Below are 20,201 nucleotides of genomic sequence, written 5' to 3'. Positions count from 1 at the left end.
TCCGCCCGCCGGAGGTTTAGAACGATGACCGAAGATCTCTATCAAGCCTATGTCAGAAAAGGCGAGAGCGGAAAGCCGCTGGTGTTTACCTTCCACGGGACGGGCGGAAACGAGAACCAGTTCGTGCCACTGGTGGACGAGCTTCTGCCGGGCGCTGCCATCGTCTCGCCGCGCGGCGATGTGTCCGAATATGGCGCGCTGCGTTTCTTCCGACGCACCGGCGAAGGCGTCTATGACATGGATGACCTTGCCCGCCGCACGGAAAACATGGCCCGCTTCATTGCCGCGCAGGAGGCGGCCAATCCTGGTCGTGATGTCTATGCGCTTGGCTATTCCAACGGCGCCAACATCCTGGCTTCGGTGCTGTTCCAGCGACCGGAACTCTTTGACCGCGTCGTACTGCTGCATCCGCTGATCCCGTGGAAGCCGGATAACAACGCCGGACTTTCCGGCCGCAAGATACTGGTGACAGGCGGCGAACGTGATCCGATCTGCCCGCCAGAACTCTCGGCCTCGCTGATCGCCTACCTCAAGGCACAGAATGCCGACGTACAGTCCGTAATGCATGGCGGCGGCCACGAACTCCGCCCCGATGAAATTTCTGCCATCACCCGGTTTCTCAATGGCTGATGACAGAGCCCTGTCATTCCAACAGGCCGTCTCCAGCTGACATCAAGACTCTGGAGACGGCTGGAGACTGATACCATGATCCTGATCCACGACACCGCCCATCGCGGCCATACAAGACAAGGCTGGCTCGATAGCCATCACACCTTCTCCTTCGGCGGCTTCCAGGACCCGACCAGGATGGGCTTCGGCGCACTCCGCGTCATTAATGAAGACCGGGTGATTCCGGGTGCGGGTTTCTCCGAACACGCTCATGACAACATGGACATCCTGACCATTGTTCTGTCCGGCAAACTGCGCCATCGCGATACGCTCGGCAATACGTCGATCATCAGCGCCGGCGACGCGCAGCTCATGTCGGCCGGGAGCGGCCTTCGTCACGAGGAAATGAACGCCTCGGACGAAGACACGGCACATTTCCTGCAGATCTGGATCATTCCCGACACTGTCGGCGGCGATCCGACCTATCAGCAAAAACCGCTGCCCGCGCCGCAAACCGCCCGCGACTGGACGCTGATCGCCAGCAACAATGCCGGTGACGATATGCTGAAGCTGATTTCGGATACGCGCGTCTACATCGCCAATCCGCATGAAGACGACACGCTTGCCATCCCGCATCATCCAGACCGGCTGACCTTCGTGCAGATCGTCAGCGGGCTCGCCATGGTCGACGGGGAACGACTCGGCCCCGGTACAGGACTGCAGATCGCCGGCGAGGAAATCCCGCCGCTCGAATGGATCACGCAGGGACAGGCCCTCCTTTTTGACCTGCAACGCTAGAAACCGACCGTTGGTCGATGTCACTGCGTGACAGGGCAAACCATTGCCACGATGAGCGGTGTTCCGCTCATCGGTCTGCCAGTGGCAAGCTGACCTGGCTCGTCACACCGCTGTGCGATGTGGCGAGCCTGCGGAAGGACTCCCGGAAAGATCGGTATTGGCGACAATGGTTTGGCGTGAAAATTGCTTCTGTTTTCCGCAGGAGAACCGCCATGTCAGACATCGATCCGCAGATTTTCTCGATAAGCCGCCCTTTCCTCGCCCGCTACCGGTCGTTCGTCCGCCACGATATGATCGTCGAGAGCTATCACAGCGATGCCGGCCAGATGGTTTCGAAGGGGGCGTTGCATCGCATCTCGATCAATCGCACACCGCACGACCAATATGCCTACCGACTGGGCGACGGCGCGTTCCGAAGGGTTGAACGGCCGGCCTTCACGCTGGGGTTCCAGCCGGCGGGCATGGCGCTCGAGGTTGACGGTGACGCTGCTGACTACATTTCGATCTTCCAGCCCCCTGCCCTTTATCAAAGCGTCGGCGGCGACCGCTTCAGTCCCGACTACCGGCGCGACGAGCTGAGCGCGATCACCGACCCCACCACCCTGCAGGTTGCCCAGGCGATGGCGCTCGCCGTGGAGGCCGACGGGAGCGATCCTCTGCTTCTGGAGCATCTGGGGATTTCCCTTGCCTGCTGCGTCGTCAGCCTTCTGGGCGCAAAACCGGCAGCGGCGGGCAGCGCATTGACATCGGACAGTCTCCGACGGGTTATCGACTATATCGAAAGCATGCTCGGGAAATCCGATCTCAGCATCGAGGAACTGGCTGGCGTCGCCCATATGAGCCCGTTCCATTTCAGCCGCGAATTCAAGAAAACCACCGGCCACGCGCCGCACAGCTTCGTGGTGATGCGTCGTGTCGAACGGGCCAAGCTCCAGCTGGCCGATCGCCGCAGGCCAATGGCCGATATTGCCTATAACACGGGCTTTTCGAGCCAGGCGCACTTTTCGAGCGTCTTCCGCCGCCTGACCGGCACCACGCCGCGCGAATACAGACGCTCGTTTCAGGCATGACGGCAGACTGAGAATGTGCAGGACAGCAGTTTTGCGAAAGAGCCGAGCAGGAATCTGAAAGCCTGCGGTTCAGTGATGTGCGAATCTCCCTGCATCAGGAGATCGCATCATGACAGCATTTGCCCAGCGCCACGCCATAACCGACATCTGTTTTCTGGTCGAAGACATTGAAAAGGCCTCGTCCTTCTACGTCGGATGCATGGGTTTCAAGCCGCGGCGCCGGGCGCCGGGCTTCGCCGATTTCAGCGGCGCGGGCGTGACGCTGGCGCTGTGGGAGATCGCGCATATCTCCGAGAATACCGGCGTTTCAGGCCGCAAAGCCCCTGCAGGCGTCCACAAGGCCTGCGCCGCCATCGAGCTTTCCTCGCCCGCGGCGGTGGATCATGCCTATGAAGAGCTGAAGGCCGCCGGCGTCGCCTTTCAGGGACCGCCGCAGGACTATGGCTGGAATGCCCGCTGCTGCTATTTCGCCGATCCGGACGACAATCTCTGGGAACTCTACGCCTGGGCCGATGGCGGCCCTGTCGGCGACATCGACTGACCACCAATCTGCTGCATACGTTCAAAAACAAATAGGGGAACGCAATGACAGAAAATAAGAATGCGACAATGCCCGGAAGGCGGGCGGTCCTGAAGGCCGGCGCCTTCACACTGGCCGCCACGGCGGCGGGCTTCAGCCTTTTCACCCCGCGCAATTCCAGCGCGGCCGCAAAGGTCGTCATCAAGTATGACTGGCTGATGAGCAACGGCCAGATCGGCGACATCGTCGCGGCCAGGAAAGGTTTCTTCGAGGAAGAAGGTCTGGAGGTCGAATTCTCGCCCGGCGGGCCGAATTCGGCGACCGTGCCGCCGGTCGTGACCGGACAGGCGCAGTTCGGCCAGTTCTCGGATTCCGCCCAGCTGCTTCTTGCCCGCGCTTCCGGCGTGCCGGTGAAGATCTTCGCCTGCGGGTTCCGCATGGCACCGTTCGCCTTCTACTCGCTGCCGAAGGCGCCGATCCGCAGCGTTCAGGACATGGTCGGCAAACGCATCGGCATCCAGCCAACGGCGCGCTTTGTGCTCGATGCCATTCTGCTCAAGAACAAGATCGATCCGTCCAGCCTGACCATTACCAACATCGGTTTCGACATGACGCCGCTCACCACGGGCCAGGTCGATGCCGTTACCGGATGGATCACCAACACCCAGGCACTCTCCGTCATCGGCCCCGATCGCATTGACCTTATGATGAAGGATACGGGCCTGCCTTCCTACGCCAATGTCTATTTCGCCACCGACGACGCCCTGCAGGATAATGCCGAAATGCTTGCGGCGGCTTTGCGGGCCATCGCAAAGGGATGGGGCTGGACGCACGCCAACCCCGAGGAGGCCGTCCGGGTGGCGGTCGAGGCCTACCCTCAGCTCGACCTCGATCTTGAGCTCAAGACCATTCCCCGTGTCCTGTCGCTGAGCTTCGACGAAGCAACCGGCAAAAACGGCTGGGGTACGTTTGACTCTGCCGCCATCGCCGAGCAGATTTCCATTTACAACACGATCGGCCAGTTCAAATCCGGTGCGCCGAAGCTGGAGGACTGCTATTCTGAGACGATACTGGACATGACGGCGGATGATCGCCCGAAGATCGCGTGAGGGGCCGTTGCCTGGAGCAGTAGCAATTGAAGCGGCGGGCCTGTCCCTCGGTTATGAAGGAGAGAACGGGCCGATCCGCGTCCTCAACGATCTTGATCTGACGATTGGCAAAGGTGAGTTTCTGACCATTCTCGGCCCTTCCGGCTGCGGCAAGTCCACCCTCCTCAGGGCGGTGGCGGACCTGCTGCCGGCCACGGGCGGTAGCCTGTCCGTCTTAGACCGGACGCCGACAGAGGCCCGCAAAAGCCGTGAAGTGGGCTTCGTGTTTCAGGAAGCAACCTTGCTGCCATGGCGTACCGTCCAGGAAAACGTAGCCCTGCCGCTGCAGGTCGGCCGGAGAAGCGTTTCACGACCGGTCGAGGCGAGACCCGAGCACTGGCTTGAACTGGTCGGCCTTTCGGGATTTGCCGACCGCTATCCGCACGAGCTTTCCGGCGGCCAGCGGCAGCGCGTCTCGATCGCCCGCGCGCTTCAATGCGAGCCGGAGGTATTGCTCATGGATGAACCGTTCGGCGCACTTGACGAGATCACGCGCGACCGCCTCAACGACGAACTGCTTTCCATCTGGCGCAGGACCGGCACAACCATCCTGTTCGTCACCCACAGCATTATCGAGGCGATCTATCTCGGCGGGCGCGTGCTTGTTCTGGCTGCCAATCCAGGGCGCGTTCAGGCCTTGATCGATCTTGCCCCGCTCAAGGATGAAAATGGCGGCTGTCGGCGCGAAAGCGCCGCCGTTCAGGAAACCGCAGCCCAACTGCGTCGATTGTTGCAAGAAGGAAGCGGTGAGGCATGAGACGCGGCCATCTTACGACCACAGAAACCATCGCGCTTCCCGTCATCGGGGCGCTGACACTGATCGCAGCCTGGCAATGGCTGGTGCCGGCGCTTGGCGTTCCCGCCTACATCGTTCCGACGCCGCTTGCCGTGATGCAGACGCTCGCGACCGAACGGAATTTCCTGTTTCAGAACGCACTGCCGACCTTGTGCGAAGCGGCGCTTGGCTTCCTGCTTGGCAACGCGATGGCCATCGTCATGGCCGTGACCTTTGCCTACAATCCGCGCCTGAGGGCTGCCTATTTTCCGATTGTGCTGCTCTTCAACACGATCCCGGTGCTGGCGCTCGCACCGATCATCATCCTCATCTTCGGCCTCGGCATACTGCCGAAGGTCATCATCGCCGCCCTTCTCTGCTTCTTTCCGACGCTCGTGAATACCGCGCGCGGCCTCAATCTGGCCACGCCGAACGAGCTGGAACTGATGCACGTGCTCTCGGCAAGCGGATGGGAGACCTTCTGGCGTCTGCGCGCGCCGCGCTCCGCACCGATGCTGTTCGCGTCGCTGCGCATCGCTGCCACCACTTCGGTGATCGGAGCGATCGTCGGCGAATGGATCGGCTCCAACGCCGGCTTGGGAGCCGTCATCATCCAGTCGAGCTTCAACTACCAGGCGGACAGGCTCTTTGCCGCCGTGATTGTGGCGTCCTTGTCCGGTATCGCCTTTTTCGCCCTCGTCGCCCGGGTCGAGCGCCTGTTCCACCGGCTGCAGCCCGAGCGCCAGTAGCAGGGCAGCCAATCTCAATCATCGTCACTCTTCTGATCACGCCGTTCGACCTGTTCGGGGTCCGCCGTGATCGGGCGGTAGATCTCCACGCGGTCGCCATCTTCAAGTGTCGCATCGAGCCTGACGACCCGACCGAAGACACCGACCTTCTGGTTTTCAAGAACGATCTCGGGAAACTGTTCCAGAACGCCCGACCGCTCGATCGCCTCGCGCACGGTGCAGACGTCCGGCATATCCATCTTCAGCCAGACCTTGTGGCGCGGCGTGACATAGGCAATTCCGATATTCATCACCGTTGCGCTCCCTTTGCCTGCGGGCCTTCGATCAAAGCGTTATCTGCTGGATTTCGGCCTGTGGCGCTTCGGCGCCAGTCACGCGCGCCTGCCCGCGCCGCCGCTCGACCGCGCGCTTTGCCGCCAGCAGCAGACCGAGCACGAAGAAGCCGCCGGGCGGCAGCACCAGCAGCAGGAAGCCCTTGTAGTCCGGAATGACGGTCGTCTGCAGAAAGCCGAAACGCGCGCCAAGCAGGAGCGAGGCATTGGCAAAGATCGTGCCGGAGCCGAGGATTTCGCGAACGGCGCCAACCACGACAAGCGCCAGCGTGAAGCCGAGGCCCATCATCATTCCGTCTACGGCAGATGCCAGCACCCCTTCGCGGGAGGCAAACGCCTCCGCCCGCCCGAAAATGGCGCAATTGGTCACGATCAGCGGAATGAACAGGCCGAGCACCTTGTAGAGATCATGAAGCCAGGCGTTCATCGCCATCTCGACGAGCGTAACGATAACGGCGATGATCAGCACAAAGGCGGGAATGCGGATCTCCGGCTCGATGATCCTCCGCAGTGCCGCCACCGAGCTGCCGGTCGCGATCAATACCGCCGTTGTTGCGAGCCCCATGCCAAGTCCGTTGGTCGCCGTCCCCGTCACCGCCATCAGCGGACAAAGTGCCAGCATCTGCGAGAAGATGACATTGTTGGACCAGAGGCCGTCGGCGATGATGCGACGATAGGGCGTTGTCATGACTGGTTCTCCATTGGCATTGCGGTCAGCGCATCGCGGTGGATCTGAAAGAACTCGAGCCCCTCGTGCACCGCCTTGACGACGGCGCGCGGCGTGATGGTCGCGCCGGAAAACTGGTCGAAGCGGCCACCGTCCTTCCTTACCGCCCAGCCACTTGCCGAAACATTGGTGAGCGAGGTTCCGGAAAAGGCCTCGATCCAGTCGCTCTTGGCGGCCTCCACCCTGTCGCCAAGGCCGGGCGTTTCGGCATGCTGCAGCACCCGAACGCCGAGAATGGTGCCGTCCGCGCCGATCCCCATCAGAATACGGATGGCCCCGCCATAGCCTTGCCCCGTCACCTCATAGGCCACCGCCTGAATGACCGCCTTCTCGCGCGCCGGATAGACCGTCAGGGTCCGGCCATCGCCGAGCGCCAGCACAAAGCTGTCGGCAACGATGTCGTTGTCGTGCATGGCTGGCGGAATGACGAGCGAAAGCGAGGACAAAAGATCCTCGCGCTGGCGGTTTTGCACCGCCTCTTCGGTGGCCGCGAACCCGCTTCCGAGCAGCGCCGCTCCGACAACCGAAAAGGCGCCCAGAAGCCCCGCGAGGTACCAGGGCGAGCGCGCCTTGCGCGGTTGACGTTCGGCCCGCTGCGAGGCTTCGCTCTCTCTTTTGAAGGGATTTTTCAGCAGGCGCCGGCTGGTGCTCTCTGTCTTTGACATTGCGACCTCACTTCGGCTTGTGCTGGATCGGCACGCCCTTGCGGGTGCGGCCATAGATGCGGGGGCGGATGGTGTGGTCAATGATCGGCACGGTGGCATTCATCAGCAGGATGGAGAAGGCCACCCCTTCCGGATAGGCGGCGAATGTGCGGATCAGGAAGGTGAGTGCGGCCACCCCTGCCCCAAAGATCAGCTTGCCCAACGGGGTCGACGGCGCGGTGACGTAATCGGTCGCGATGAAGAAGGTCGCGAAGATGAAGGTGCCGGAGGAAAGCTCCATCACCGGCCCGAGGAAATGGTTGGGATCGATGAAGTGGAAGATGCCGGAAAGCGCGACCATCGTGATGATCATCGCGATCGGGATATGCCAGGAGATGATCCGAGTGGCGAGCAGGAAGAGGCCGCCGGCCAGCAGGAACAGGGCAGACGTTTCCCCGGTGGACCCGGACACCGTTCCAAAGGCCAGCGCGAAGGGATGATACCCGCTTGCCAGGATATCCGGCAGGCGTTCAGCCTGCCCGAGCTGGGTTTTCACCGAGCCCAGGAACGAGGCGCTGGACATGGCATCGAAATGCGAGCCGAGCCCGAACGTGATCTCCAGCGCGCTGATGAAGCCGGGCGCATCCGCAGAGCCGAGTGGCATGGGTGCGACAAAGCGGGTCATCTCGACGGGAAACGAGATCAGCAGCACGGTGCGCGCCACCATGGCCGGGTTGAACAGGTTCTGACCGATGCCGTCGAAGGGATGCTTTGCCAGGAGAATGGCGATGAAAGAGCCGAGCACGCCAACCCACCACGGCGCCCATGGTGGCAGCGACATGGCGATCAGCCAGCCCGTCAGCATCGCCGAGCCATCGCTGATAAACGGCATGACCGGCTTTCCCGCCATTCTGAGCGCGAGAAATTCCGCAAGTACTGCCGAAACGACGGTTACCAGAAACAGGAAAATCGCGGGCCAGCCGAACTGATACAGACCGAAAATCGTCGCGGGCAAAAGCGCGGCCATCACCAGCGTCATGGTGCGCGAAATGCTGGCGCCGGAATGGGTGAAGGGGCCGCCAAGCGGTGTCGCCATGCTCATTCGGTGACCTTCGCTTCATCAGCAGCCTCAGCCAACTCGGCTTTCTTCTTCGCCTCGCGTTCAGCCATCATCTTCGCCATGGCTTCCTGCTTGGCCTTCTTCAGCTTGTCCATCCGCATGTCGCGGAATTGCGACAGGCGTTTGGTTTCCTCCTGCTTGTGCTTGGCCCGTTGTTCGGCCGTCAGCTTGCCCTTGGCGTAGTTGAAATACTGGACAAGCGGCACGTGCGAAGGACAGACCCAGGCGCAGGAGCCGCAGGAAAGACAGTCGAGCAGACCGATCTTCACCGCGCCGTCCAGTTCGTCATTGCGAATGCGCTGCGCCATGTCGAACGGCGCCAGCCCGCAGGGACAGGCCACCACACAGGCGGTGCAGCGAATGCAGGGCATGGTCTTGCCCGATGGCACTTCGCTTTCGGCGAGCGCCAGGACCCCGTTGCTGCCCTTGACGATGGAAGCGCGGGTGCTGGAAATCGGCTGGCCCATCATCGGGCCGCCCAGCAGCAGCCGTGCGGGCTCTTCAACATGGCCGCCGCAATGGCTGATCAGGTGGTGAATCGGCGTGCCGATCAGCACTTCGAAATTGCCGGTACGGACCATCGCCTTGCCGCTGACGGTGACGATGCGCGAAATCAACGGTTCACCAAGGCGTACGGCCTTGTAAACGGCATAGGCGGTGGCGACGTTGTGGACGACGATGCCGATATCCGCCGTCAGGGCGCGAGCCGGGGTTTCAAGCCCGGTCAGCGTCTGGACGAGATGCTTTTCAGAACCCATCGGATAGCGGGTCGGCACCTTGACGACGGCGACCGACTTGTCGCCCGTCGCGCGAGCGGCCCCGGTCAATGCGGCAAGCGCCTCGGGCTTGTTGCCCTCGATCGCGATGAGCACTTTGGCGACGCCCAATGCCTTCGCCATGATGCGAATTCCATCGAAAACGTCATCCGTCCGTTCCCGCATCAGGCGATCGTCGCAGGTCAGGTACGGCTCGCACTCGGCGGCATTGATGACCAGCGTGTGCAGCGCGTGGCGGCTGCGCAGGTTGAGCTTGACGGCCGAAGGGAAGGTTGCGCCGCCCATGCCGACAATGCCGCAGCTTCCCACCCGTTCAGCAAGCGCCGAGGGTTCGGCCGTCGCCGGATCAAGTGCCGGCAGGCGCTCTCCCCATTCATCGCGCCTATCCGGCCGCATGGTGATGGTCGCGCCCGGCAGCCCGGAGGCATGCGGGGCGACAAACCGGCCGATCGCGACAATGCGGCCCGAGGTGGGCGCATGGACGGGGGCGGAAACAGCGCCACGGGCGATGGCCAGAAGCTGGCCCTTCTTCACCACATCCCCCTTTGCCACGATCGGTACGGCGGGTGCACCGATATGCTGCTGCAAGGGAATGCGCAGCACGCTTGGCATCGGCACGGGTTCGATCGCCTTTTCGGCGCTCAGCTCCTTGTTGCCCTTGGGGTGGATGCCCCCTGATATGCGGAAAATCTTCATGATGTTCCCCTTAGGCAGCCAGCGGCGCGACCGGCTTCGGCCAGTACCAGGTTTGTAGCGTTGCCGCTTCCGGCCTCAGCACGATGGCGCCGGTCGGGCAAATCGATGCGCAGACTTCGCAGCCCGTGCAGGCGTCATCGACAACGCCATGCATCTGCCTTGAAGCGCCGACGATCGCGTCGGTCGGGCAGCGCTTCAGGCACTTGGTGCAGCCGATGCAGAGGTCTTCCATGACGAAGGCGATCACCGGTCCCTTGTCGGCCACAGCTGACACGTCGAGGTCGATGCCAAGCCTGGCAGCCACCTCCCTGGCAACGCTCCGGCCGCCCGGCGGACAGAAATTGGCTGGCACCGTGCCCTCGCTCAATGCCTGGGCTGCAGCGGAGCAGCCGGGATAGCCGCATTGGCCGCAATTGGTGCCGGGCAGGATTTCCTCGAGCTCGGCAACGACCGAACTGGTTTCAACCTTCAGCAATCGAGATGACACGCCGAGCCCGCCGCCAAGGGCGATCCCGAGCATCAGAAGAATGAGCATCGCTGCAATCATTAGGGAACTCCTGAATGTGTTTTCGTCATCAGCCGCTCACCAGACCGGCAAAGCCCATGAAGGCGAGCGACAGGAAGCCCGCTGTCAGAAATGCAATCGGCGCGCCGGAAAAGGACGGTGGCACGGCGGTAAGCCGAAGCCGCTCGCGCAACCCCGCAAAGATCACCAGCACGATGGCAAAGCCCGCTGCCGAGCCGAAGCCGAAGAGCATGCTCTCGACGAAACTGTGGTTCTCCTGGACATTGAGCAGCGCCACGCCGAGCACGGCGCAGTTTGTCGTGATCAACGGCAGGTAGATGCCGAGCACCTGATGCAGCATCGGCGACACCTTGCGCATCACCATTTCGGTAAACTGCACGACGGCCGCGATCACCAGAATGAAGGTGAGGATGCGCAGATAGGTCAGGCCGAAGGGCGCCAGCAGGAAATGCTCGACCAGCCAGCCGGCCGTGGCGGCGATCGTCAGCACGAAGGTGGTGGCGAGTCCCATGCCCACCGCGGCCGTGATCTTGTTCGACACGCCCATGAAGGGGCAAAGCCCCAGGAATTTGACCAGCACCACATTGTTGACGAGCGCCGTGCCCAAAAGAATAACGAGATAATGTTCCATCGGTCGAACCATTGCGGCTGCCGGTTTGGCCAAGGCCAGCAACCGGCGTTGTCGATGGTTTTCACCTTGCATCAAGCGTGCCAGTTCGCCGTCGCAGCCGCTACTCAACAAAATTCCGGGTGGTTTCAATGATTTCGCGCATTTCATCGCGGCTGAAAGATTGTCGGTTTTGCGACAATTGCGATGTCTCAAACCGTTTCCCCGTGGGAAAGGCAACAATGAGCCTTCGGCAGGCCCCGGAATTCCTGGCTTTTCGCTCTATGGGCCCCAACAGGCATGAATTTTGCAGGGAAGAAATCAGGAACTGGTGCCCGATGCACTGAAAACGAGAAGGACCTGACGATGAAGGCATCGGCCTGCACCGGTAGGCGCAAGGAGGAAGCGTTCCTATGACGACACCGGACGCAAAAGACGAATACATTTCCGGCTCAAGCGGGCTGGCAGCAATCCTGAAATCACTGCCGGAGGATCTTCCTCCGGAACTCAGACGCGTGTTCGAACTCGAGATGCAGCTCGCGGACGGTCTGCCGCCGCGGCTCTATCAGGATGCCGTTGAACAGATTTCGGTGGCAATCTCGATTACCGACTGCAATGCCGATATTCTTTACGTCAACGCGGCCTTCGAGGCGCTGACCGGCTACACGATCGAGGAAGTGCGTGGCCGCAATGAATCGATCCTGTCCAACAGGCGCACGCCCAAGGCCGTTTACGTCGACCTCTGGACCACAATCAGCAACGGCCATGTCTGGAACGGGCGCCTGATCAACAGGAAGAAGGACGGCGAACGCTACCTTGCGGAGGTCACGATCGTTCCGGTCAAGTCGCAGGCCGGCGAGATCCGCTACTTCCTCGGCATGCACCGCGACATCACCGAGATGCACCATCTGCAGCGGCGTTCGGAAAACCAGAAGAATCTGATCGAGAATATTCTCGACAGCGCACCGGTCGTGATGGCGCTGGTCGACACCAGCGGTGCGGTCCTGTTTGAGAACCGGACCTACAAGGCGCTCGCAGCCGATATGGAGGAAGGATCCCCGATCCAGTTTTTCCTCAGCGAGCTCGCACCCCTGATCGGCGAGGACCTCATCAGCGCATGCGCCGAGGAGCGAACCCTTTCCGGGATCGAGGTCTGCTACAAGCCGAAGGGCTCGCACGGTTCGCGCTGGTTCTCCTGTTCTGCATTGTGGGTGCGCGAACTGGAAATCACGGCCGAAAGCTATTTCGAAAGCGACGTGAAGAATGCGCTCCTGCTGGTCTGCAGCGAAATCACCAGTCTGAAATGGCAGTACGAGCAGGTCCGGCTCAATGCCGTGCGCGCGCAGATGGCCGAACTGGCTTTGAGGCGCGGCACGAACGAGATCATCGAAGGCGCGCTCTATCAGCTTCAGGGTCCGCTCAACGTCATGCAGGCCATGAGCGGCATGGTGAAACGGCGCGAGGGCGAAGACAGCCATATGGGGATGGCGATTGACGAAGCGCTTTCATCCGGAAACCGCGCCATCGATCGGCTGAAACTGTCGCAGCCGCCGCTCCCGCAGCTTGCGCCTGCGCCGATCAACCTCAATCAGGTGCTGCGCGATGTGCTGGTGCTTTCGGCAAACCGGCTTTCGGCGAGCGGCGTCGTCGTCGACTGGAGGCCCGAGCGAGAGCTGCCGTCGATCTACGGACATGAAAACCTGCTGCGCATACTGATGAAGCTGCTGCTCGACAATGCGATCACCGCCGTCGGCGAGCCGGGCGCCTATGCCCGCGAGATCCTGATCGCAACACGGATCGAGGGCCCTTCGATGATCGAGATCTTCGTGCGGGACCGGGGACCGGGCGTCGACAAGGCCATTCGCTCGCAGATCTTCGAGCCTTTCTTTTCGGCCTGGAGCCCGAAGCGCCGGGGCGCGGGCATGGGGCTTGCCATTGGCCAGCAGATTGTCAGCGAACTCGGCGGCGAGATGATGATCGAAACGGCGCATCAGCCCGGATTTGGCATGTGCGTAGCGCTGCCGACATGCGGAGCATTGAAGAACGGGACTTGAGGCATGCAGGATAGGATGGGAAGGCGAGACACTCACCTCGACGGATCGGATGGCATCTGTCCCACGCCGCGTTTCTGTGCGTTCTACAAGGACGAGCTGGAAACGCTCTATCAGGTCAGCCAGGTGCTCGGCCGGTCACTGAACCTGCGGCAGACCGCGCGCGCGGTGCTCAAACTTCTCCACGAGGAGGGCCGCCTTCACTCCGGCATGATCTGTCTTGCCGGCGAGGACAATCGCGAACTGGAAATCATCGACGTCTATCGCGACAGTGGCGGGCTGATGGAAAAGACCCGCTATCAGTCGGGCGAAGGCATCGTCGGCGCCATCCTTAGGGACGGAAACTCGATCGTCGTTCCGCGCATTGCCGAGGAGCCGCGCTTTCTCGACCGGCTGCGCGTCTACGATCCGAACCTGCCCTTCATCGCCGTGCCGATTTCCTATGGCGCCGAAGGCCCTCTCGGCGTGCTGGCGGCGCAACCGCGCGGCCCCGTGAAGCATCTCGGCGACCATGCCAAGCTGATGGAGATGATCGCCTCCCTGATCGCTCAGAACCTGCACCTCGCCCGCTCCATCGAGCGCGAACAGGACCTTTTGCGAACCGAACGCGACCAGCTTCGCCGCCATGTCAAACAGCAGCACGGCTTCGACAACATCATTGGCGCGACGGAGAGCATGCGTGTCGTCTTCGACCAGGTTCGCGTCGTGGCCAAGTGGAACACCACCGTTCTGATCCGCGGTGAATCCGGCACGGGCAAGGAGCTGATCGCCAATGCGATCCACTACAACTCGCCGCGGTCGAGCGCCCAGTTCCTGAAGCTGAACTGCGCTGCACTTCCCGACAACCTTCTGGAATCTGAACTTTTCGGCCATGAGAAAGGCGCCTTTACCGGCGCAACAGCCCAGCGAAAGGGACGGTTCGAACAGGCCGACGGGGGCACGCTTTTCCTCGACGAGATCGGCGAGATTTCGCCGGCCTTCCAGTCGAAGCTCCTACGCGTTCTGCAGGAGGGCGAATTCGAACGCGTTGGCGGCAACCGCACGCTGAAGGTCGATGTCCGCATCATCGCGGCCACCAACAAGGACCTCGAAACGGCCGTCGAGAACGGCGATTTCCGCGAAGATCTCTATTACCGGCTGAACGTCATGGCGCTGACCATGCCTGCACTTCGCGAGCGGATCGATGATATTCCCGATCTCGCGCACTTTCTCGTCGGCAAGGTTTCGGCCAAACAGGGGCGGCCCTTGAAGCTGACCGACAGCGCCATCCGACTTCTGATGCGCCACGCCTGGCCGGGCAATGTGCGCGAGCTCGAAAACTGTCTCGAACGTGCGGCGATCATGAGCCGTGACGGCGTGATCGATCGCGATGCCATTTCGCTTGCCGGGCCGTCCGACAAGATGACCGGCGGCCCTCCGCCGGCGCCCCGACAGCCCGCCGCCCCTCGTCCGGCCTCGCCACCGGCAGACAGCATGCCCAATTCCGCCCCACCCGATTGGGAGAACGAGGATATCGGCGAGCGCGAGCGGGTGATCGCGGCGCTGGAAGAGGCCGGCTGGGTGCAGGCCCGCGCGGCGCGCCTTCTCGACATGACACCGCGCCAGATCGCCTACCGGATCAAGATCCTCGATATCCGGATGCGCAAGATCTGACGCCTTGTTGTTCATGCCTGCCTCCTACTCGACGATCGCGACAGATTTGATCTGCGCGGAAACCGGCTTGCCCGGCTGAAGCTCGAGGGCGGCTGCCGAGCGCGCCGTCAGCCGCGCAATCAGCGGCGTTCCCCCGACATCCACCTTGACCGCAACAACGGCAGGGTGATCGCCTTTAGCGATTTCCAGCACCGTCGCCGGCAGATGGTTGACGATCGAGACATTTTCGGACGGGGCGAGCGCCAGCGAGACGTCGCGTGCCAGCACCATGACCCTGACGCTTGTGCCGACAGGCTTGTTCGGATCTCGGACCCAGAGCGAACCGCCTGGAAAAGTAACCCGTGCCAGATGCCATTGGTGATCGACCTCCACGACCTGCGCATCAATGGCGACACCAGCCCCCTCCTCCCGGCGGATCGGAAGATCAAGACGAGCAAGCGTCTCCGTCAGCGGACCGGAGGCGAGAACACACCCGTTTTCCATGACCGCGACGTGATCGGCAAGGCGTGCCACCTCGTTCGGCGCATGGGTCACGTACAAGACCGGAACCGACAGGGTTTTCCGCAGCGTCTCCAGATAGGGCAGGATTTCCCGCTTGGCCTCAAAATCAAGCGCCGATAGCGGCTCGTCCATCAGCAGCAGTTTCGGAGAGGTCAAAAGCGCGCGGCCAATGGCAACGCGCTGGCGTTCGCCGCCGGAAAGCTTGCGTGGCGCCCGGTCGAGAAGGTGGGCGATGCCCAGCAATGAAACGAGTTCATCGAATCGCGTCCTGGCCGCGTCGCGCTCTGCGCGTGCCAGCCGCTTCATGCCGAAGACGAGATTGTCGTGAACGGAAAGATGCGGAAAGAGATTGGCCTGCTGGAAGACATAGCCGATCGCCCTGCGATGCGCCGGCAGGAATGTATTCCCATCCTGCCAGATCTCGCCACGAATGGCGAAATCTCCCGTTTCGAGGCGGTTGAGCCCGGCGAAACAGCGCAGAAGCGAGGTCTTGCCGCAGCCCGAAGGGCCGAAAAGCGCGGTGACGCCATTGGCCGGAAAGGTGAGGTCGACATCGAGTTCGAAGGCGCCGAGCGAGCCCCTGAACCGAGCGGAAAGCGTGTCTTCGCCTGCGGTCATGTCAGCCGCTCCCGCATGCGCCGCTCAATCAGCATCATCGACAGGATGACGATGAAGGAAAATACCACCATGCCACCGGCAAGCACATGGGCCTTGCCCCATTGCAGGGTCTCCACATAATCGTAGATCGCCACCGACAGAACCTTGGTTTCGCCCGGAATATTGCCGCCGATCATCAGGACCACGCCGAATTCGCCGACTGTATGGGCAAAGCCGAGGATGGCACCGGTCAGGATACCCGGCCGGGCCAGCGGCAGAGCTACGGTGAAGAACCGATCGAGCGGCGAGGATCGCAGTGTGGCCGCAGCCTCCAGCGGATCCTCGCCGAAGGCCTCGAACGCATTGCGGATCGGCTGGACGGCAAATGGCAGCGAATAGATGACCGAGCCGACGACAAGTCCGGTGAAGGTGAACGGAAGCGTGAAGCCGACGACCGACTTGATCGCCTGCCCGAGCGGGCTTTGGGGACCGAGCGAAAGCAACAGGTAGAAGCCCAGAACCGTGGGTGGCAGCACCAGCGGCAGGGAGACGATCGCGCCGATCGCCTCCTTCCACCAGACTTTCGAGCGGGCCAGCCACCAGGCGATCGGGATACCGACCACCATCAGCAATATGGTGGTCAGGGTCGCCAGTTTCAGAGTGAGGAAGACAGCTTCGGCCATCAGGTTCCGGGCTTTCTGTGATGCTTATTTCGGTTCTATTCGGTCGCGTAACCGTAGCTTGCGATGATTGCCTCGGCCTTGTCACCCTTCAGGAATTCAAGAAAGGCCTTGGATGTCTCATCATCGGCCCCCTTGTTCGTCAGCACGGCATCCTGTGCAATCGGGCTATAGAGGTCGGCAGGCACAACCCATTTGGATCCACTATCCTCACCGATCACCTGAGAGAGGGCGACGAAGCCGAGTTCAGCGTTGCCGGTGGCGACGAACTGAAAGGTCTGCGAAATGCTGTCGCCCTGCACGATCTTCGGTTCGAGCGTTTCATAGAGACCGAGCGATTTCATGGTTTCGACCGCTGCCGAACCGTATGGCGCCGCCGTCGGATTGGCGATGGCGATCTTGCTGAAACCGTCGGGCGCCTTCAGCACCGCGCCGTCAGCATCAACGAGGTCAGCATCCTCGCTGAACAGCACCAGCTTGCCGATTGCATAGGTGAACTCGCTACCCGCGACGGCGAAGCCTTCATCGACGGCCTTTTTCGCACGTGCCTGGTCGGCGGCGAGAAAAACGGTGAAGGGGGCGCCATTGGCGATCTGGGTATAGAGCTTGCCGGTCGAACCGAACGAAAGCAGCACGGTATCGCCCGTTTCCGCTTCGAAAGCCTTGGCAATGTCGGTCGCCGCATCGGTAAAGTTGGCCGCGACGGCAACATTGATCTCCGCGGCGTTGGCAAGGCCAGCGGAAAGAATGATGGCGGAGGTCGCCAGCAGCGAAAGCATCGGTTTCATGGATTTTCCTTCGTTGAGATTTGCGTTTGGACTGTCAGCCGAGAGCCAGAATGATCTGGGAGGCCTTGATGAGGGCGGTCATGCGCTTGCCGGTGACAAGCGCCATCGCTTCGGCACTCTTGCCGGTGATGATCGCGCAGAGCGTCTTGCCGCCGCCGATATCGAGCACAACTTCCGCATTGACGGCGCCGGGCTCCACGGAAATCACCGTACCGGTGATCCGGTTGCGGGCCGACGAGAGAACGTGGTCGCCGTCTTCAAGCAGGATCGGCGTCGAAGCCTTGATCAGAGCGTAGGCCTCACGACCGGGCTCGAGCCCGAGATTGGCAACGCTCGCTTCGGTGACGATCACGGCAAGCGTCACGTCGGGCGCGATTTTCAGCAGGATTTCCGCGTTGACCGCGCCGTGGGACACGGCCTCGACAACGCCATGATAGCAATTGCGTGCACTTGTGCGCATGAGGGGGCTCCAGAACAAGTTCTCGGTGGGGATCGAAAGGCCGGGGGTTTCCGATATGACGGTTTCGAGCCGCGCCATGACATCGCCAAGCGCTGCCGTCAGCTGGCGGTGTGCGTCAAGGGCGCGTCGGCCCTCTTCCGTCACCTCCGCCCCGCCACCACTGGCTCCGCCCGCATGCTTGACGATCAACGGCCGCGGAAACAGGTTGTTCATCGCATTCACCGCATCCCAGGCGCCCTTGTAGGAGAAGCCGGTAGCCTTGGCGGCGGCCGAGATCGAGCCGAGTCGGTCGATTTCGGCGAGAAGCGCGAAGCGTGCCTCTCCGGCGCGATCGCCGGACGGGGTTTCGAATGTCAATGCGGGCGAAAGCCTGCTCATGGTCCAACCTTCAAGTTTCGTTATGTAGTTAAAATGCATAACGCATAAAACAAGGAAAGCAATCGCCATGCCAGAACGGATTTTCAGCGCCGGCGATCCTTGCCTGGCGCTACGCCGCCCAGGATTCCTGGGTCAAACGCCGGATGACACCTTCAAGCGGGAATTGGCGTCGGACACAAGACAGCGCGATCTTTGTCGCAAACCCGACAAAGATCGTCATTTTTGGCGACAACACGACAAACCGCCGGGATCACACTGACAACGGATAGCCATTGCGGATGTAGGCCATCCGGCTTTCGCCGTCTTCCGAACCGAAACAATCGGAAAAATCGGTACACTGGCGACACGTCGGGGCGGTGCAGAGTACCGAGCCCTCCGCCTCGCAGAGCGCTCGGTAGAAGTATTTCTTCCACTTCATGTTCTGCGTGTTGCCGGCCGCCAGCGCAGGAAAATGGCGGAACAGCAATCGCGAAAGCTCCGCACGGTTGCGAAGCCCGAGGTCCTGCCAGAGGTGATTGTCCTGCATCGCTCGCCGTGCGACGAGCGTCGCCATGAGCGGCGACAGCGGCAGGTCGGCAAAACCTGACAGCAGGTCGACCAGCAGCAGCACCTCGTCATCGGTCTTAAATGCCTTCCCGGCAAAGCCGGCAAGCAGCCCCTGCCCCGCCGCGCAGAACCATGCGGCAGACAGATATTCCAGCGCCTCTTGCGAGAGGCCGCAGGCTTCGCTGAGCGAGCCAGCCTCCCGTGACGACACTTCTTCGCAGGAAATGGCAAGGACGGAGGCCAGCACGTGCCGATCAAAATCATGCCCGTCATCGACGCATAGCGGTTGCCCCGCCATGAGCTGGCGATAGATGCTTTCGGCAACGGTCTCCTGCTCTCGCCGCTTCATCTTCGCCGCTGAAACCTCAGGCAGCTTCGGCGCGCGGTGCTGCGGCCAGGCTGAAGCAGTTCTTCGGACAGATCTTCGAACAGGCCTCACAGCCGATACAATCAAGCCGATTCTTGAGCGACATCACCATCGCGGTGTCATCGGCAAAACCGTCATCCTCGTCATCGTCCCCGAAGGGGTCGTCGCAATCGTCCTCATAGGCGGCCAGTTCTGCGCGCTCCACCAGTTCCAGCACGGCACGCGAACAGACCTTGTAGCAGCGTCCGCACCCGATACACCGACCGGCATCCAGCTTCTGGACGAATTTCGGCAGCCATTCGGCGCCACCCAGCGTTTGCCCGACAATCTGCTCCGACATGGTTCAGGCCTCCCTCGAGACTGCTGCAAGGGCGGCCTCCGCCTCGGCCCAGCTCCGGCAGGCGGCATAGGTTTCCTCCGCCAGTGCCGGAAGATCCTCATAGGCGGCGGGCAGCCGATCCTCGACCAGATCATGCAGTTCCATCGCCTTTTCACCAGCAATCCGTTTGGCCTTCAGCACTGCCCTTCGCAGCAGGTCTTGATTGTCATCGTTCATGCAATCCTCCGTTTTTTTCGGGTTAGCTCAAAGGGAAGCCACATCGTCGTGATCGGTGATCAGCTGAACCGCCCGCGCGACAGTGTTGTTGGCCTCTTCCACCATCGCATCCAGCGAGCGGAAGCCGAAACGATGAACGTCGCGCAGCGTGTTGTCGACGACGATCAGCCTGCCGACGGTGACCAGCGCCCGGCCAAAGCCTTCATGGCTCAGATGAATGAAGGGAACGGCCATCCTGCCGCCTCCCCGCTCGATGGCCGCAGCAAGGCCGTTGTACCAGGCGCTGACCCGCGCCAGCACATCCTCATCCGGATCGCCGACCACCGGGATGCAGCGCTTGCGCTCACTCGTCATGATGAAGGGATCGAGAATTTCATGGTCGCCCGCCTGATCCCAGATCCCGTAGCGGTCGACTGCGCGCATCTGGCGCAGCATCTCCACCATGAAAGGTGTCGCCAGCAGCGCGTCGTCCTTTTCGATCGCCAGTTCGTCCCAATCGCTCATTGCAACCCTCCTTCAGCTACAGG

The 20,201-nt window shown here is 61.7% G+C and carries 24 protein-coding genes; 9 read left to right on the top strand and 15 right to left on the bottom strand.

The genetic code is table 11. From position 1 onward, the window contains the following. The first annotated feature begins 24 nt into the window (after positions 1-24). The 7 genes from TM49_RS15750 to TM49_RS15720 all read left to right on the top strand — a co-directional run bounded on the left by TM49_RS15750 (position 25) and on the right by TM49_RS15720 (position 5,669). Positions 25-630 (top strand): alpha/beta hydrolase, encoded by a 606-nt coding sequence (locus TM49_RS15750; protein ID WP_045682661.1) that lies wholly within the window; start codon positions 25-27, stop codon positions 628-630. Positions 631-705: 75 nt separating this feature from the next. Continuing rightward, positions 706-1,407 carry a pirin family protein gene (locus TM49_RS15745; protein ID WP_045682659.1) on the top strand — a complete coding sequence of 234 codons (702 nt, stop codon included), beginning with the start codon at positions 706-708 and terminating at the stop codon, positions 1,405-1,407. Positions 1,408-1,424: 17 nt separating this feature from the next. Next, positions 1,425-2,477 (top strand): AraC family transcriptional regulator, encoded by a 1,053-nt coding sequence (locus TM49_RS15740; RefSeq protein ID WP_425283253.1) that lies wholly within the window; start codon positions 1,425-1,427, stop codon positions 2,475-2,477. A 109-nt stretch (positions 2,478-2,586) separates the two neighbouring features. After that, positions 2,587-3,018: a VOC family protein gene (locus TM49_RS15735; RefSeq protein WP_045682655.1), complete on the top strand. Its 432-nt coding sequence runs from the start codon at positions 2,587-2,589 to the stop codon at positions 3,016-3,018. 44 nt (positions 3,019-3,062) lie between these two features. Continuing rightward, positions 3,063-4,106 (top strand): ABC transporter substrate-binding protein, encoded by a 1,044-nt coding sequence (locus TM49_RS15730; protein WP_045682653.1) that lies wholly within the window; start codon positions 3,063-3,065, stop codon positions 4,104-4,106. A gap of 7 nt (positions 4,107-4,113) precedes the next feature. Continuing rightward, positions 4,114-4,902 carry an ABC transporter ATP-binding protein gene (locus tag TM49_RS15725; protein ID WP_045682651.1) on the top strand — a complete coding sequence of 263 codons (789 nt, stop codon included), beginning with the start codon at positions 4,114-4,116 and terminating at the stop codon, positions 4,900-4,902. After that, positions 4,899-5,669, top strand: a complete 771-nt coding sequence (locus tag TM49_RS15720; RefSeq protein ID WP_045682650.1) for an ABC transporter permease — start codon at positions 4,899-4,901, stop codon at positions 5,667-5,669. Before TM49_RS15725 ends, TM49_RS15720 begins: the two co-directional genes overlap by 4 nt. 14 nt (positions 5,670-5,683) lie before the next feature. Here the strand turns inward: TM49_RS15720 and TM49_RS15715 are convergent, their stop codons facing one another. The 7 genes from TM49_RS15715 to rsxA are packed head-to-tail and all read right to left on the bottom strand — an operon-like array spanning position 5,684 to position 11,133. Next, the gene (locus TM49_RS15715; protein WP_045685344.1) at positions 5,684-5,959 is read right to left on the bottom strand and encodes an RnfH family protein; all 276 of its coding nucleotides are present in this window, start codon (positions 5,957-5,959) and stop codon (positions 5,684-5,686) included. Between the two features lie 34 nt (positions 5,960-5,993). Then, on the bottom strand, positions 5,994-6,689 hold the full coding sequence (locus tag TM49_RS15710) for an electron transport complex subunit E (RefSeq protein WP_045682648.1): 696 nt from the start codon (positions 6,687-6,689) through the stop codon (positions 5,994-5,996). Then, entirely contained in the window at positions 6,686-7,393 is a 708-nt protein-coding gene (gene rsxG / locus TM49_RS15705) for an electron transport complex subunit RsxG (RefSeq protein ID WP_045682646.1), read from the bottom strand. Before rsxG ends, TM49_RS15710 begins: the two co-directional genes overlap by 4 nt. A 7-nt stretch (positions 7,394-7,400) precedes the next feature. After that, positions 7,401-8,474: an RnfABCDGE type electron transport complex subunit D gene (locus TM49_RS15700; protein WP_045682643.1), complete on the bottom strand. Its 1,074-nt coding sequence runs from the start codon at positions 8,472-8,474 to the stop codon at positions 7,401-7,403. Further along, complete coding sequence (gene rsxC, locus TM49_RS15695) at positions 8,471-9,964, bottom strand: electron transport complex subunit RsxC (RefSeq protein WP_045682641.1); 1,494 nt, start codon at positions 9,962-9,964, stop codon at positions 8,471-8,473. Before rsxC ends, TM49_RS15700 begins: the two co-directional genes overlap by 4 nt. Positions 9,965-9,974: 10 nt before the next feature. Continuing rightward, positions 9,975-10,511, bottom strand: a complete 537-nt coding sequence (locus TM49_RS15690; protein WP_045682639.1) for an RnfABCDGE type electron transport complex subunit B — start codon at positions 10,509-10,511, stop codon at positions 9,975-9,977. 28 nt (positions 10,512-10,539) lie between these two features. After that, positions 10,540-11,133 (bottom strand): electron transport complex subunit RsxA, encoded by a 594-nt coding sequence (gene rsxA, locus TM49_RS15685; protein WP_201777009.1) that lies wholly within the window; start codon positions 11,131-11,133, stop codon positions 10,540-10,542. Positions 11,134-11,510: 377 nt separating this feature from the next. Between rsxA and nifL the strand changes: the two genes are divergently transcribed. Together nifL and nifA are read left to right on the top strand one after the other, a co-directional pair. Beyond that, a complete protein-coding gene (gene nifL / locus TM49_RS15680; RefSeq protein ID WP_045682635.1) occupies positions 11,511-13,151 on the top strand; it encodes a nitrogen fixation negative regulator NifL in 1,641 nt (546 codons plus the stop codon). 3 nt (positions 13,152-13,154) lie between these two features. Further along, positions 13,155-14,801, top strand: a complete 1,647-nt coding sequence (gene nifA / locus TM49_RS15675) for a nif-specific transcriptional activator NifA (protein ID WP_201777008.1) — start codon at positions 13,155-13,157, stop codon at positions 14,799-14,801. Positions 14,802-14,825: 24 nt separating this feature from the next. Here the strand turns inward: nifA and modC are convergent, their stop codons facing one another. The 8 genes from modC to TM49_RS15635 form a co-directional block, all read right to left on the bottom strand. Further along, positions 14,826-15,920, bottom strand: coding sequence for a molybdenum ABC transporter ATP-binding protein (gene modC / locus TM49_RS15670; RefSeq protein ID WP_045682633.1), 1,095 nt, complete (start codon positions 15,918-15,920; stop codon positions 14,826-14,828). After that, positions 15,917-16,582, bottom strand: a complete 666-nt coding sequence (gene modB, locus TM49_RS15665) for a molybdate ABC transporter permease subunit (protein ID WP_045682631.1) — start codon at positions 16,580-16,582, stop codon at positions 15,917-15,919. Before modB ends, modC begins: the two co-directional genes overlap by 4 nt. A gap of 35 nt (positions 16,583-16,617) precedes the next feature. Further along, complete coding sequence (gene modA / locus TM49_RS15660) at positions 16,618-17,367, bottom strand: molybdate ABC transporter substrate-binding protein (RefSeq protein WP_045682630.1); 750 nt, start codon at positions 17,365-17,367, stop codon at positions 16,618-16,620. Positions 17,368-17,401: 34 nt separating this feature from the next. Beyond that, the gene (locus tag TM49_RS15655) at positions 17,402-18,205 is read right to left on the bottom strand and encodes a TOBE domain-containing protein (protein WP_045682629.1); all 804 of its coding nucleotides are present in this window, start codon (positions 18,203-18,205) and stop codon (positions 17,402-17,404) included. Between the two features lie 250 nt (positions 18,206-18,455). Beyond that, positions 18,456-19,100 (bottom strand): nitrogen fixation protein NifQ, encoded by a 645-nt coding sequence (locus TM49_RS15650; RefSeq protein WP_052699882.1) that lies wholly within the window; start codon positions 19,098-19,100, stop codon positions 18,456-18,458. Between the two features lie 16 nt (positions 19,101-19,116). Beyond that, positions 19,117-19,458, bottom strand: a complete 342-nt coding sequence (fdxB, locus tag TM49_RS15645; protein WP_045682628.1) for a ferredoxin III, nif-specific — start codon at positions 19,456-19,458, stop codon at positions 19,117-19,119. 3 nt (positions 19,459-19,461) lie between these two features. Continuing rightward, positions 19,462-19,674: a CCE_0567 family metalloprotein gene (locus tag TM49_RS15640; RefSeq protein WP_045682625.1), complete on the bottom strand. Its 213-nt coding sequence runs from the start codon at positions 19,672-19,674 to the stop codon at positions 19,462-19,464. A 27-nt stretch (positions 19,675-19,701) separates the two neighbouring features. Beyond that, positions 19,702-20,178 carry a NifX-associated nitrogen fixation protein gene (locus tag TM49_RS15635; RefSeq protein WP_045682623.1) on the bottom strand — a complete coding sequence of 159 codons (477 nt, stop codon included), beginning with the start codon at positions 20,176-20,178 and terminating at the stop codon, positions 19,702-19,704. Positions 20,179-20,201 lie beyond the last annotated feature (23 nt).

Source organism: Martelella endophytica, from assembly GCF_000960975.1.
In the GTDB taxonomy this organism is placed as follows: domain Bacteria; phylum Pseudomonadota; class Alphaproteobacteria; order Rhizobiales; family Rhizobiaceae; genus Martelella; species Martelella endophytica.
Note: the sequence above shows the minus strand (reverse complement) of the source record. Positions and strands in the feature narration are given on the sequence as shown.

Coding starts and splice junctions, on each gene's coding strand:
- nifL (WP_045682635.1), top strand. CDS start 11,511: ATGACGACACCGGACGCAAAAGACGAATACATTTCCGGCTCAAGCGGG.
- TM49_RS15750 (WP_045682661.1), top strand. CDS start 25: ATGACCGAAGATCTCTATCAAGCCTATGTCAGAAAAGGCGAGAGCGGA.
- TM49_RS15700 (WP_045682643.1), bottom strand. CDS start 8,474: ATGAGCATGGCGACACCGCTTGGCGGCCCCTTCACCCATTCCGGCGCC.
- TM49_RS15735 (WP_045682655.1), top strand. CDS start 2,587: ATGACAGCATTTGCCCAGCGCCACGCCATAACCGACATCTGTTTTCTG.
- TM49_RS15650 (WP_052699882.1), bottom strand. CDS start 19,100: ATGAAGCGGCGAGAGCAGGAGACCGTTGCCGAAAGCATCTATCGCCAG.
- modB (WP_045682631.1), bottom strand. CDS start 16,582: ATGGCCGAAGCTGTCTTCCTCACTCTGAAACTGGCGACCCTGACCACC.
- TM49_RS15635 (WP_045682623.1), bottom strand. CDS start 20,178: ATGAGCGATTGGGACGAACTGGCGATCGAAAAGGACGACGCGCTGCTG.
- TM49_RS15730 (WP_045682653.1), top strand. CDS start 3,063: ATGACAGAAAATAAGAATGCGACAATGCCCGGAAGGCGGGCGGTCCTG.
- modC (WP_045682633.1), bottom strand. CDS start 15,920: ATGACCGCAGGCGAAGACACGCTTTCCGCTCGGTTCAGGGGCTCGCTC.
- TM49_RS15640 (WP_045682625.1), bottom strand. CDS start 19,674: ATGAACGATGACAATCAAGACCTGCTGCGAAGGGCAGTGCTGAAGGCC.
- TM49_RS15740 (WP_425283253.1), top strand. CDS start 1,425: ATGTCACTGCGTGACAGGGCAAACCATTGCCACGATGAGCGGTGTTCC.
- TM49_RS15655 (WP_045682629.1), bottom strand. CDS start 18,205: ATGAGCAGGCTTTCGCCCGCATTGACATTCGAAACCCCGTCCGGCGAT.
- TM49_RS15690 (WP_045682639.1), bottom strand. CDS start 10,511: ATGATTGCAGCGATGCTCATTCTTCTGATGCTCGGGATCGCCCTTGGC.
- modA (WP_045682630.1), bottom strand. CDS start 17,367: ATGAAACCGATGCTTTCGCTGCTGGCGACCTCCGCCATCATTCTTTCC.
- fdxB (WP_045682628.1), bottom strand. CDS start 19,458: ATGTCGGAGCAGATTGTCGGGCAAACGCTGGGTGGCGCCGAATGGCTG.
- nifA (WP_201777008.1), top strand. CDS start 13,155: ATGCAGGATAGGATGGGAAGGCGAGACACTCACCTCGACGGATCGGAT.
- TM49_RS15720 (WP_045682650.1), top strand. CDS start 4,899: ATGAGACGCGGCCATCTTACGACCACAGAAACCATCGCGCTTCCCGTC.
- TM49_RS15745 (WP_045682659.1), top strand. CDS start 706: ATGATCCTGATCCACGACACCGCCCATCGCGGCCATACAAGACAAGGC.
- TM49_RS15715 (WP_045685344.1), bottom strand. CDS start 5,959: ATGAATATCGGAATTGCCTATGTCACGCCGCGCCACAAGGTCTGGCTG.
- rsxA (WP_201777009.1), bottom strand. CDS start 11,133: ATGGTTCGACCGATGGAACATTATCTCGTTATTCTTTTGGGCACGGCG.
- rsxC (WP_045682641.1), bottom strand. CDS start 9,964: ATGAAGATTTTCCGCATATCAGGGGGCATCCACCCCAAGGGCAACAAG.
- TM49_RS15710 (WP_045682648.1), bottom strand. CDS start 6,689: ATGACAACGCCCTATCGTCGCATCATCGCCGACGGCCTCTGGTCCAAC.
- rsxG (WP_045682646.1), bottom strand. CDS start 7,393: ATGTCAAAGACAGAGAGCACCAGCCGGCGCCTGCTGAAAAATCCCTTC.